Consider the following 12,878-nt stretch of genomic DNA (forward strand, 5'->3'; position numbering starts at 1 on the left):
CGGATCAGCCTTTCTCTGTTTTTTATATTGCCTGAGGAAAAAACACCCCGTTAAAATTATGATCCGTCTCTGCTTCCAGTTCCGCCGGCTCGGAGCCGGAAACACCGGCCTCATGCCTGATTTGAGCCGCACCTTTAAGTATTACCGACAAATCCGCCCACCGGGAAAATTCCCGGCCCCGCAGGGGCTGGTAGGGGGCGTCAGTTTCCAGGAGCAGATGATCCAGGGGCAGGGCCGCGCAGGACCGAATAGCTTCCTTGTGGTTCTTTACAATGGAAGCCCCGAAAGAAAAATACGCATTCACCCCCCGGCGCAATAATGCTGCTCCCTCCCCCGCCGTTCCCGACCAGGAATGGAATACCACTGCAGGCAGTTTTTTGAGCGAGCCGGTATGGGCAAAGATCTTGTGCATAGCCCGACGTACATGGATCACCAGGGGCAGGGCGTACCGCAGAGCGGTTTCCAAGTGAAGGGCGAAAAGCTCATCCTGCACCGCCTCGGTGGCGCGGAACCTTGCATCATAAAGGTCGAACCCCGTTTCCCCCACCGCATTCAAAGCGCCCTCTTCGGCCAGGGTTTCCAGTAAATCCAGAAGCGGAGCCCAAGCAGGCCCGTCTTCGGCCCCGGCTGGGATTTCGGGGATATCCCCGGCGCTAACAGCGGCGGGCAGTTGGGGGTGCAGGGCAAAACACAGGGCCATGGGCGCCGCCCCTGCTTTACGGGCAGAGCGGGCCAGTTCCCGGTGGTAGGCGAACTGCTCCCCGTTCCAGGCGCTGGCGGCGCAGGCAACACCCAGACTACGGCGTTCCTCTTCGGCACCGGGAAAACGTTCCAGGAGATTATAGGGATGGGCATGGGCGTCAGAAGCCATAGCTAAAGTATAGCGCGCAAAGCTAAGGGAGTACAGTTATGGCTGACACCCCAGGCGTTTTTCATGGGGCGTCTCTTTTAATACCCCATATTCTGTAAGGCCGGATTGGGGTATACGTAGGGCATAATTTCCAATTTGTATTGGTAATTATTTGGCGTTTGAGAGCGTTGCTGCACAGGAGGGTCCGGCTCGGGAATCATGCCGGGCGCAGCATAAAACACATCCCCTAAATACCAGCCGTCACAATAACCATCCCAGCCTAAATTGCAGTGTACGTATTGCATAGGGTTTTGGAGGTTTACAATTGTTTTATTCACCACCAGGTACCGCGAACGGAACCCGTCTATAATCCATGTATGACCTGTATATTTAGTCTTGATAGGAATTCCCAGAAATGATAACGTTACTGTTTTTGTATCATACCCATTTATTAATACAGGACAGCCTGAGTTTATTGAGGTCATTATATGGGCCGGGTTAAAACTCATGAACGAGGAACTTATATACCCCATATTGACAAATGCACCTGCAATATTATCGGCATCCGTGTTACTACCATTTGGTGAATACCCCATTTGAACACGCTGACCGATTTCTACCATCAGAGTCGCCACTCCATTGTCGGCTCTACCGGATATCATGGCATCCCAGTTGTAGCGCGCCAAGGGAACCCCGTTATTATACCAGTTATTTGGAAATTTGTGGTAGGCCATTATCTGGGCCATCGCCGTTGCGACACAGCCGGTAGGATACGAGCCCCCTAATGCCGAGGATACTAGGGCGTTATAGGGATACCCTTGTCCCCAATAGGTTTTTAGCAATGGTATGCCCATATCCTTCACGCTTTCGATATCATAGAAAAACATGTCGTCAATTATGGGGAGAACGGATCGGGTGACCGGGGCCGGGGAACTGCCGGACTTTGCAAGGGCGGCATTAATGTCCTCCTCAGTAATACTGTTGTAAATATCAATGGTGTTCCCTATGTACTGGTCAAGATAGGAATAAAATATAGGCAAAAAGGGGTTTTCCATGTCATCGTAGACCCCCTTTTCCACCACCGCAAGCACATTGCCGATACGGTCATCCCCGCAGGTCAGGGCAAACCCCAGGGTACCCTCTTCCCGGTTCTCGATCGTAAAAACATAAAAGGGGATTTCCGCCGGGTCCGGGTTACCAAGGGACATCCGAGCATTATTCCCCGGGCTCCCAAAGCCTTTACCCTCCAGTTTGGTAAGCCCCGTAATGACCGGGCCCGGTGAAACCGCGCTGCGGCCGGGGGTATTCCCCCCTCCAATAAAGTCCAGAACCAGGGTTTTTAGCTTTTCCTCTCCAACAACATGCTCTGTTTGCAGATGACTAAGGGCCAGGACATCCTTTCGGGACAAATATTCGTTTACCGACGTTTCTATTTGCACACCAGGCCCGGTTTGGGCTGGAAAACCGGGTTCAAAGGCGCAGGAAACAAGCAAACCCGTCAAAACTACCGCAGCTGACTTTATTAACTGTTTCATAAGTACCCCATTAATCCATAATCTTATGGGTCTTATATTTAATAGTAGCTTACACAGCTTTGGGCGTGTCAAATAATCGCGAATACAGCTTGGTTTTATGCATAAATTAGGGGCTGGGTACAATTTTCTTTACTATCGGAACCTTTAGTTTCCCCCGTCCCGCCCTTCACCCTCCCCTGCTTTTTTTGTATACTTCCCCCCATGACAAATCTTCTGGTAAAAGAACTCTTGGCCCTGCCCCCGGAATCCCAGGATGTGACGGTCCGTGGTTGGGTCAGGACAAAACGGGACCTGAAAAATCTGGTCTTTGTGGAAGTGAACGACGGTTCGGCCTTTGACGGCATCCAGTGTACCTTTGACCGTGGCGGCGGGTCCCTGGGCGCAGCCCTGGAAACTAGTCTGTCTGCTCTGTCCACCGGCGCTTCCGTGGAAGTGCGGGGCGCCCTGGTCCCCTCCCCTGCATCGGGCCAGGCGGTGGAAGTGGCCGCCACGGTCTTGACCCTCATCGGGGATGCGCCGGCGGAGAACACCGACGGCATACCCGCCTACCCCTTGCAGAAAAAGCGGCACTCCCTGGAATTCCTGCGGGAAATAGCCCACCTCAGGGCGCGGACCAATACCTTCGGCGCCGTGGCCAGGGTGCGGAGCCGGCTGGGTTTCGCAGTCCACCAGTTTTTCCAGGAACGGGGCTTCCAGTACCTCAACACCCCCATCATCACCGCCAGCGACGCTGAGGGGGCCGGCGCCATGTTCCAGGTAACCACCCTGGACCTGGACGCCCTGGGCCGCTCCGGCAAGGTCCCGGACTACGGCAAGGACTTTTTCGGCAAGCGGAGCTACCTCACCGTTTCAGGCCAACTTGAGGCGGAAACCTACGCCGCCGCCCTGTCCCGGGTCTACACCTTCGGCCCCACCTTCCGGGCGGAAAATTCCAACACCACCCGGCACCTGGCGGAATTCTGGATGATAGAGCCCGAAGCAGCCTTTGCGGAGTTGGAAGACAACATGGCCCTGGCGGAGGACTTCCTTAAATATATCTTTAAGACCGCCCTTTCCGACTGCAGCGCGGACCTTGCTTTTTTTGATGCTCATGTCGAAAAGGGGATCATCGATACCCTCAGGTCGGTGGTGGATTTGCCCTTCGTCCACATGAGCTATACCGATGCCATGACGGAACTGGAAAGGGCAATAAAAGCCGGGACAGCCTTTGAGTTTAAGCCCTATTGGGGCTGCGATCTCCAGAGCGAACACGAAAAGTACCTCACCGAAAAGGTCGTCAAGGGCCCACTGATCGTCACCGACTATCCCAAGGAAATAAAAGCCTTTTATATGAAAATGAACGATGACAATAAAACTGTCCGTGCCATGGATGTGCTGGTCCCCCGGCTGGGGGAAATCATCGGGGGCTCCCAGCGGGAGGACAGCCTGGCCCGGCTGGAAGCCCGCATCCGTGAGATGGGGATGAACCCCGCGGACTACGGCTGGTACCTGGACCTGCGCCGCTACGGCACGGTCCCCCACTCGGGCTTCGGGGTAGGCTTTGAACGGCTGATCCAGTATGTCACCGGCATGGCCAACATCCGGGATGTCATCCCCTACCCACGGGCAGTCGGGCAAGCGGAGTTTTAGACGTTATGCTCAACTTACATGGTAACCAAATACCGGCGGGGGGACTGGGTTGGGGGGCCCACCTGCGGCGGGACTTTTTGGAGATGCCTCTACGGTCTACGGTCCACGCCCGGCGGTTTGGGCAGGTCTTTGCGCTTTTGATTTTTCTTGCTCCCTTCGTCCCTGCGCTGGAGCCCACCGCCGATGTGCCGGATTTGGGGTCCCGGGCGGCGGTTCTTATGGATGCGGCTACCGGGACTGTGGTGTATGCGAAAAACGGGGACGCGCCTATTCCGCCGGCTTCCCTGGCTAAGTTGATGACTATCCATATAGCCTTGCAGGAGGTGGAGGCCGGGCGGGCTTCCCTGGACGAGATTGTGGAGTTGCCCCCGGAAAGCTGGGCTAATAACCAGCCGCCACGGTCCAGCTTGATGCATCTGGCGGCGGGGCATATTGTCAGCCTCCGGGAGCTGATCCTGGGGATGGCTATCCCTTCGGGGAATGATGCCGCGGTGGCGGTGGCCCTGCGCTTCTACCCCTCGGTGGAAGAGTTTGTGGGGCGCATGAACCGGGAGGCCCGGAATCTGGGGTTGGCCCAGACGCGGTTTGTGGAGCCTTCGGGGATTTCGGAGGAAAATATGACCACCGCCCTGGAGTTCGCCGAATTTTGCCGGGTCTATATCAGCCGCCACCCGGAGAGCCTGCGGGACTTTCATTCGGTGATGGAATTCGCCTACCCCAGGGCTGACAACGTGGCGCCGGCCTACCGGTCCACCGTGGGCACCTGGCGGCAGCGGAACCACAATACCCTGCTTACCCGCTTTGAGGGGGCGGACGGCCTGAAAACCGGGTACATCGACGAGGCGGGCTATAATATCGCCCTGACCGCCGCCCGGCTGGAAACCCGGCTTATCGCGGTGGTCCTGGGGGCGCCGGCTTCCTACGGGGGCGATCGTATCCGGGATGCCGACGGGACCAAGCTGCTCACCTGGGGTTTTAGCCACTTCAAAACCATCAGGCCCCCGGAGCCGGAGCTTCCACTTCCCCGGATATGGAAGGGGAAACTCAAGCAGGTGGAGCTTATTCCCGGCGAGCCCCTGGTTTTTACCAGTTTTACCGACCGGGGGGAAGGCCTCCTCTGGGAAACCGTTCTGGAGGATCCGCTGATTGCGCCGCTTTCTAGGGGCAGCGAGGTGGGCTTCCTCATCCTATACGATGAAGCGGGGGAACTCCGGCGCATCCCCCTGGTGACCGCAACGGACATAGAACAGGGAAATATCTTCAAACGAGCATGGGATTCAGTGGGGTTGTTTTTCAGGGGATTGTTTAAACCAAAGAAAAAGTGAGGGGCTACCGGTCCTTGATCATCATATCCAGTTCCTGTTCCAGGGTGAGGAGTTTTTCTTCCAGTTCCTGGATACGGCGCATGGAGTGGCGGACTTTTGTGTCCCAGAGACGATCGCAAGCTTCGTCAAGCACTTCTTTAAAAGAGGAATTATCGGAAATGATGGCCGCTTCAGGGCCGGGTTTATCCCCAAGGTTCATACTGTTTCTACCAGTGTACTCTTCCTGACCCAGCTTAGCAAGAGCCTTTTCATTTTGTCTCTATGATAATTGCCGCTTCGGAAGGATCCTGATCCTGGGCATTTGCAGTATCATAGGCCTGGAAAAAGGTAGCCATAGCAATAAACGCCAATAAAACAAATACGAGCTTACGCATAGAACCTCCGGGTTCTAATAAGAAATTTTAAATGAGATGTACAAAAATATATCTTTTCACCCCAAACCATTTTCATTTTAACCTTACAAACTAATAAAATCAAGAGGATTAACCGCTTTACTGTTCTTATATATGGCAAAATGGAGATGGGGCCCGGTACTGTACCCGGTGGTGCCCACTTCTCCAATCTTTGAGCCCTGGGAAACGTAGGAGCCCTGTGCTACCGATGTTGTGTTCAAATGGGCATAGAGGGTTTGGAGGCCGTTTCCATGGGAAAGGATGATGTATTTGCCAAGATTCGAATTCCGCCCCACCGTGGCGACCCTGCCGTCCATGGCGGCTTTTACGGTGGTCCCTAATCCCGCCGCCAGGTCTACTGCGGCATGGTGTTTGCGGACACCGGTGATGGGATCGTTCCGCCAGCCGAAGGGGGAACTCAGCCTGCCCCGTACAGGATATATGAAGAGCTCGCCCAGGGCCTGCTTCAATTCCTCGGTACGCATCTTTGCGCCGGGGATGAAAAGCACCATACCCGCGCTGATGGTATCGCTTTGAATATCGTTGGCGTCCAGGATGGCCTCCAGGGGCACCCCCTGGACGATGGAAATTTTCGACAGGCTGTCACCCCGTTTTACCGTATAGGGAATGCCGTCCATGTTGGGGATACGGATTGTCTCCCCTTCCCGGAGCCGCCGGACATTGGAAATCCCGTTGGAGGCGATGATGGCGTCCATAGAAATATTGCGATCTGCGGCGATCTTTGATATGGTATCGCCATTCTGAATCCGGTAGGATTCCCACTGGAAATTTTCCATCAGGTCCAGGGGGATAAAATCCAGCCCATCTTCGGTCATCGTAATGGCGGGGCTAATCCCTGCGTAGGAGGCCAGGTTTGCCCTGGCGGCGGGATCATCCCCCGGAGTCAGGGCCATAACCGAGGAATTCTGCCAATTCAGGATAAGGGCTGAAAAAAGGGCTATGCCGCCGAGCACGCAAGCCGGGGCCGGGGAAGTCCAGAAGGGGTTTTTCAGCCATGAAATTTCAGAAAACAGCCGCTTTGCCCCGGCCTTGGTTTTGCTCTGCATCTCAGGCTTAATCCCGGATTTTGGTTCCGGGTCCTGAGTACGGAATGCGGATCCGGTGTTCTTACGGGGCCGGGTGAATTTTTCCTGTTTCGGAATCCACTGAAAAAAGGAAAAACCGGGTGCTTTATTCCGGTGACTCCGCCGCGCCGGGGCCGGGTTCTGTTTGATTTCGTCGATATATTTATAGGGTCTATAGACAGGAGCATGGAATTTCGGAAAGAAAACCCCACTGTGTTCCCGCCGCCGCTGTATATGCTGATCCATAATTATATACTGCATGATATTTCCTTTATCGACACAATTTAAACGAAGTATTATACTTCCTCTTAATTATGGAAAAGGGACCGGTTGGAACTACTCCGGTAAATCCGGGGAAGGCTGTTTTTTTGGCATTTATTGCCGCCCTGTTGATGAAATTTCTCTTGTTTGATTTTATGATTACCGACGGGTACTCCATGATGCCCGCGATAAAATCCGGGACGGTGCTGGTGGTTATACGGACTGCTTATGGATTCCGGCTGCCCGGATCAGGGAGCTACCTTTTCCGCTGGGCTAAGCCAAAAGAAGGGGATGTAGTGGTATTTTTAACCCCCCGGGGAGACACTGCGGTTAAACGCTGTGGTTTTCTTATCGGGGAAGACGCTTTTTTTGCCCTGGGGGATAATGATCTGAAATCCTACGATTCACGGTCTTACGGTCCCGTTTCGATGGATCGTATTATAGGAAAGGTAATGGGTGTTAAATGACAGACAGAAACGATAACAAAACTAATCCGCCGTCCCAGAGACGGTTCCACATTTTTATTGCTATTTTCGCCATCTTAGGCCTGGGCGTTCTGGTGCGATATGGGGTGCTCATGCTGAGCCCCTCGGGAAGTACCGGAAACGGCAATACCGGACAGCCCTTTGTGGAACGGGGGCCTATCCTGGACCGGAACGGCCGTATACTGGCCATCCAGACCCGGCTGGGGAATATCACCATCTGGCGACCTGACATAGAAGACCAGGATGTGCTGAGCCGGGACCTGGCGCCGATCCTGAATATGTCGCCTGAACTGATCAAAAGCAAGATCGATTCAGGAATCAGCGATTTTGTGTACCTTAAAAAACAGGCGGAACAATCCACCATCAGGGAAATTGAAAACCTCAAAGCCGAGGGGCGCCTGCGGGGAGTGGGCATTGAGGCGATAGTGGGCCGCATCTATCCTGAAAAACGGCTGGCCAGCCAGATCATCGGCTTTGTGGGCAATGAAAACAACAACGGTCTGGGGGGGATCGAATACGCCTTTGAGTCGGAACTGTCCCCCCCGGAGGCCAAGAGCAGGGGCGGATCGGGGAACCAGGTGTTCCTCACTATCGACGCCAATGTACAGCATATCCTGGAGGAGATAGCCGAGCGGACCCGTCTGGAAAGCCGGGCTGAGGCGGTGATGTTTATCGCCATGGATCCCCGTTCCGGGGATATCCTGGGTTCCGCCTCCCTCCCGAATTTTGATCCCAATGACATTAACTCTTCCAGCGAATTGTCTCGCATGGACCGGCCCGCCATTTGGTCCTATGAACCGGGATCGGTTTTCAAGGTGTTTTCAATTTCCGCCCTGATGGAATCCGGGGCCGTGGGAGCCGGCAGCACCTTTTTATGCGACGGCCATTACGAGCGGGTCACCAACCGGGGGGAGCGGATCGTCATCAGCTGCCTGAGCGCCCACGGAAGGGTGACCGCCCGGGATATCATCACCTATTCCTGCAATGCCGGGGCTGCCTATGCGGCGGATCGCCTGAGCGCCACCCCCTTCTACGACTTGCTCCAAAACTACGGTTTCGGCACCCGGACCGGCGCGGGAAGTCCCGGGGAAACCGTGGGCTTTCTCCGGTCCGTGGACCGCTGGTCCGAGCGTTCCAAGCCGACTATTGCCCTGGGCCAGGAAATAGCCGTTTCCGCCCTTCAGATGGTCCAGGCTGCCACTGCGGTGGCTAACGATGGGGTCCTGGTGCCCCCTCGCATCGTTTCCCGGATCGTTTCCCCCAAGGGGGAAATAATCCGCTCCTACGAAGGCGGCCAGGGCAGGCGGGTGCTCAAGGCAGAAGTCGCCCGGGCCATGCGTTCCTACATGGTGGACGTAACCTCGGAAATCGGCACCGGCTGGCGGGCCAACATACGGGACCTGTCCCTGGCGGTAAAAACCGGTACCGCCCAGCTCATCGACCCGGTGACCAAAGGCTACTCCGACACCGACTTTGTCGCCAGCTGCATAGCCCTATTGCCCGCAGAGTCCCCTTCGCTGATCCTCTACCTGGCGATCATCAAGCCCAAGGGCGAAATTCTGGGTGGCCGTATCGCCGCGCCCCCTATCCGGGAAGCAGCAGAAACCCTGGTAGATTACCTGGGTATCCCCCGGGGCCGGAATCCCCAGATAAGCCACTCCGGGTCGATAAGCCTGCCCCAGGTGATCAGCCCCATAGTAGACACCGTGGTCCCGAACTTCGGGGGTTACTCAAAACGAGAACTCCTCCCCCTGCTCCTCCGGGATGATCTCCACCTGGAAATTTCCGGCAATGGCTGGGTTAGCCGCCAAAGCCCCGCCCCAGGGACTCCCTTGAATGAAGACACGGTTATAGTTCTTGAACTCGAATAGCCTCTGGGAAGCCAATCTCCGGGTTATCGAAAGCCAGTATCCGGGGCTTGCCGGACAGCTGCTTCAGCCCCGGTCAGCGGAACCGGCCCTTTCGGACGATGAAATTCAGCTTGAACAGGCCGTCTCCGGGGCCCCGACCCTGCTTATACGGGGCATCCATATCCACTCCATGCGGGACCCGGTTCGGGAAGGCCGGCGCTTGGGAGAGGCGCCCGGCGATGGGCCGGTAATAGTCCTGGGTTTCGGCCTGGGCTACGTGGCCGAGGCAATTGCCGAAACTGTCGGGAACAGGCCGATCATCCTGGTTGAACGCCGGGTCGAAATACTGAAAAAGGCCCTGGAATGCCGGGATCTCCGTAATTTCCTCACCAAGTACCGGATCCTCTTTGTCCTGGGCGGGTCAGGCGAGGGGATCACCGGGGCGCTGCGGCTCCTGGAAGGAAAAACCGGGGAAACAAAACCAACCCTGGTCCGCAACCGCCCCTTAATGAGCCTGGATGAGGAATGGTACGCCGCAGTTGAGCGGCGCATAAACACCTGGTCCGCCCGGGAAGATGTGAATGTCGCCACCCTCAGGCGCTTTGGGAAGCGCTGGGTCCGCAACCTGGCCGCCAACCGGGAAGCAATCCGGGACCTGCCCGGGGTTTCCCGGCTGGAAGGGTGCCTGGCACCACTTTCGGTACCGGTGCTGCTGGTGGCGGCGGGCCCGTCTCTGGACGAAATCGCCCCGCTGCTGCCGGAATTGGCTGAGCGGGCGGTCATCGTGGGGGTGGACACCTCCCTGCGGCTGCTCCTGGAACAGGGGGTAGACCCGGACTTTGCCGTGGCCGTAGATCCCCAGTTCTGGAATGCCCGGCACCTGGACCGCGCCCGGGCGGCACATACCTGCCTCATCGCCGAATCTGCCGTCTACCCACCGGTATTGCACTGGAACCATCGGAATACCGATGGTTCCTTGCCCTTTGCCCGGGCCTTCCTCTGCGCTTCCCTCTTTCCCCTGGGCCGCTTTATTGAGGAGCGGCTGGACCCTAAGGGCGCTTTGGGGGCCGGAGGCTCCGTGGCTACCACAGCCTGGGATTTTGCCCGCATCCTGGGGTCCAGGGAGATCTGGATAGCCGGGCTGGACCTTTCCTTTCCGAATCTGAAAACCCACTTTCGGGGCGCCCTCTTTGAAAGCCGCTCCCTGGCGGAGTCTATCCGGTTTAACCCCGCCGAAACCTGGTCGGCCCGGGCGCTTCGGGATGGCCGCCCCTTCAAGGCTCCCGCAGCCTCCGGGGGGGAAGTTCTCACGGACAGCCGGCTGGCCCTGTATTCATCCTGGTTTGAAAGCAAATTCCGGCAATACCCGGACCTGCATAACCGCAGCCTCTCCCCGGGAGGCCTGGCCATTCCCGGCCTTTCCGCCGCAAGGGCGGAAGAACTCCTCGCCCTCCCCCCTCGCCGGGCCGAAATCAACCGGCTACTCCAATCGGTTTTTGCCAAAATTGAGGGGGAATTTAATGCTCCGGAGGAACGGGAAAAGCGGCTTGCCCGGTACGAGGAGGCCTATAAAACCCTGACCCGGGGCCTGGAACGGGTCAAAGCCCTGGCGAAAGAAGCGGCAGCCTTATCATCCAAGGCGGCTGGTGGCCGCACGGGAAGCGATCGCCGGCCTGAAAGTGCCGACCGGGACCGAGTCCTGAAACGCCTGGGGGAGCTCAACCGCCTGATCATGGAAAGTGAGGTGAAGGACGTGGCGGGCTTCCTCTTCCCTCCCCTCTCTGAACTGGAAACAGGCCTCCTGACCCCCGAATCAGATCCCTTTGCCAGGCACCTGGAGCTTTCGGCTAAACTCTACGGCTCTCTGGCGGAAACTGCGGGATATAACCTGGAGTATTTACAGTGAATAATGGCGTGATACGGATTTGCAAAAAAAAAGACGATGTGCCTGGACGTCGGGGTTATTAGCCCGTTGCACACCGTCTTTAACTTGAGGTTTTATCCCCGCTTGTTAATTTATCGGCGGCTTTTTTGGGGATCTTTAGAATTTGATGCCCAGGATAGACAGGCCCTATCCAATCCATATAATAATAACCGCAGGTTCCAATTTCTATTTGTGTCATAGCTTGATTATACTATACTAATGTATAGTATATAAGAGGTATACTGTTTTGTGTCTTACCATAGGAGATTCTAATGGAAGTGGTTTATCTTTTTCATGAGAATGGTAAGGTTAGGATTCCCTTTTATGATTACGATCCTAAGTTGTTTGAAAAATTCAGGGCAACCAAGCTCGGGTTTTGGGATCATTCTACTCACCAATATATAGTAAAAGCCAATTCTCCAGGCCATACCAAACTTCCGGAACTCCTTCATGGGAGACCCTATGTTGAAGTCGACCGAAGCCCCGAAGAGCCCCTAGTGATCAGTAATGTTTTTAGAATGGACGCACTGGAAAGTTCTGACGGAATAGAAATCGAAGCCAAACAAACTGCCGTTAACCATCATTCGACGGTTCCCATACCGCTCCCGGAACTATTCACATCTGATTGGGAAGAAAAACTAACCGTCGAACTTCATTCAAGAAAATATAGCCCACGGACTATTCGAAGTTATATCCAGTATAATAAATCGTTTTGCAAGTTCATTCAAAAGAGCCCCGATCATATTGGAAGTACCGACGTTAAATCATATGCGGCTTATTTAGATAGCTCCCTTTTCCTTTCGAGCTCCACGATGAATTTAGCAATCAGCGCCCTGAAATTTTTCTATCATAATGTACTTCAAAAAAATATCCTGGAAGAACAACACCGCCCCAAACTTGATCAACGCCTCCCGGCTATATTATCAAAATCGGAGATTAATGTCATGCTGGAAGGCGAAAAAAATTCTAAGCACCGGTTACTCATAATGCTTGCCTATTCTTCAGGGCTGCGGGTAAGCGAAGTAGTATCGCTAAAAAAAAGCCACGTTGATTTTACCCGGAAGGTGATCTATATTCGTTCCGGAAAAGGCCGAAAGGACCGCAACTCAATCTTATCTGACCGCGCAGCATCCTTTATAAGTGAATATGTTTCCGTTTACGGGATTGAGAATTGGCTTTTTCCAGGGATAAAACCCGGCAGCCATCTTTCAATCCGTTCTGCGCAAAACATATTCAACAAGGCCGTGTTAAAGGTAGGCATCCAAAAGGATGTTTCTATTCACAGTCTTCGCCATGCTTTCGCCACCCATCTCCTCGAAAATGGTGTGGACATAAAATACATCCAGGAGCTCCTCGGCCACGCCTTCCTTAAAACAACCGAACGTTATACCCACGTAGCCCGCCGCAGTGCCCTTAAGATAAAAAGTCCCCTCGACGATTTCGGCCCGGATGATGACTGATTTTCTTATCTTCTGCAAACATTCTTCCTGCGGATATAACACGCAATTCTATGCGTGTTATATCCGCAGGAAGAGTATAACC

The 12,878-nt window shown here is 54.9% G+C and carries 11 protein-coding genes; 6 read left to right on the forward strand and 5 right to left on the reverse strand.

Going from position 1 to position 12,878, the window contains the following annotated elements; all coding sequences use genetic code 11:
- Positions 1 to 22: 22 nt before the first annotated feature.
- Together TREPR_RS08910 and TREPR_RS08915 are read right to left on the reverse strand one after the other, a co-directional pair.
- Entirely contained in the window at positions 23 to 871 is an 849-nt protein-coding gene (locus TREPR_RS08910) for a TatD family hydrolase (RefSeq protein WP_015707973.1), read from the reverse strand.
- A 77-nt stretch (positions 872 to 948) separates the two neighbouring features.
- A complete protein-coding gene (locus TREPR_RS08915) occupies positions 949 to 2,385 on the reverse strand; it encodes a C10 family peptidase (protein WP_015707974.1) in 1,437 nt (478 codons plus the stop codon).
- A gap of 201 nt (positions 2,386 to 2,586) precedes the next feature.
- On the opposite strand from TREPR_RS08915, the gene asnS reads away from it, so the two are divergent.
- The gene (gene asnS / locus TREPR_RS08920) at positions 2,587 to 4,014 is read left to right on the forward strand and encodes an asparagine--tRNA ligase (protein WP_015707975.1); all 1,428 of its coding nucleotides are present in this window, start codon (positions 2,587 to 2,589) and stop codon (positions 4,012 to 4,014) included.
- Positions 4,015 to 4,019: 5 nt separating this feature from the next.
- A complete protein-coding gene (locus TREPR_RS08925) occupies positions 4,020 to 5,339 on the forward strand; it encodes a D-alanyl-D-alanine carboxypeptidase family protein (RefSeq protein WP_015707976.1) in 1,320 nt (439 codons plus the stop codon).
- Between the two features lie 4 nt (positions 5,340 to 5,343).
- Here TREPR_RS08925 and TREPR_RS08930 read toward each other — a convergent pair whose 3' ends face one another.
- The 3 genes from TREPR_RS08930 to TREPR_RS08935 all read right to left on the reverse strand — a co-directional run bounded on the left by TREPR_RS08930 (position 5,344) and on the right by TREPR_RS08935 (position 7,077).
- The gene (locus TREPR_RS08930) at positions 5,344 to 5,538 is read right to left on the reverse strand and encodes a hypothetical protein (RefSeq protein ID WP_015707977.1); all 195 of its coding nucleotides are present in this window, start codon (positions 5,536 to 5,538) and stop codon (positions 5,344 to 5,346) included.
- A 49-nt stretch (positions 5,539 to 5,587) separates the two neighbouring features.
- A complete protein-coding gene (locus TREPR_RS19135) occupies positions 5,588 to 5,713 on the reverse strand; it encodes a hypothetical protein (protein WP_015707978.1) in 126 nt (41 codons plus the stop codon).
- A gap of 83 nt (positions 5,714 to 5,796) precedes the next feature.
- Positions 5,797 to 7,077, reverse strand: coding sequence for a M23 family metallopeptidase (locus TREPR_RS08935; protein WP_015707979.1), 1,281 nt, complete (start codon positions 7,075 to 7,077; stop codon positions 5,797 to 5,799).
- 53 nt (positions 7,078 to 7,130) lie between these two features.
- Between TREPR_RS08935 and TREPR_RS08940 the strand changes: the two genes are divergently transcribed.
- The 4 genes from TREPR_RS08940 (at position 7,131) to TREPR_RS08955 (ending at position 12,796) form a co-directional block, all read left to right on the forward strand.
- Complete coding sequence (locus TREPR_RS08940) at positions 7,131 to 7,544, forward strand: S26 family signal peptidase (RefSeq protein WP_015707980.1); 414 nt, start codon at positions 7,131 to 7,133, stop codon at positions 7,542 to 7,544.
- Positions 7,541 to 9,433, forward strand: a complete 1,893-nt coding sequence (locus tag TREPR_RS08945; protein ID WP_015707981.1) for a penicillin-binding transpeptidase domain-containing protein — start codon at positions 7,541 to 7,543, stop codon at positions 9,431 to 9,433. The genes TREPR_RS08940 and TREPR_RS08945 overlap by 4 nt, the downstream gene beginning before the upstream one ends.
- Positions 9,420 to 11,318: a motility associated factor glycosyltransferase family protein gene (locus tag TREPR_RS08950; RefSeq protein ID WP_015707982.1), complete on the forward strand. Its 1,899-nt coding sequence runs from the start codon at positions 9,420 to 9,422 to the stop codon at positions 11,316 to 11,318. Before TREPR_RS08945 ends, TREPR_RS08950 begins: the two co-directional genes overlap by 14 nt.
- A 290-nt stretch (positions 11,319 to 11,608) precedes the next feature.
- Positions 11,609 to 12,796: a tyrosine-type recombinase/integrase gene (locus TREPR_RS08955; protein WP_015707983.1), complete on the forward strand. Its 1,188-nt coding sequence runs from the start codon at positions 11,609 to 11,611 to the stop codon at positions 12,794 to 12,796.
- Positions 12,797 to 12,878: the final 82 nt, after the last annotated feature.

This window comes from Treponema primitia ZAS-2 (assembly GCF_000214375.1).
Classification (GTDB): domain Bacteria; phylum Spirochaetota; class Spirochaetia; order Treponematales; family Breznakiellaceae; genus Termitinema; species Termitinema primitia.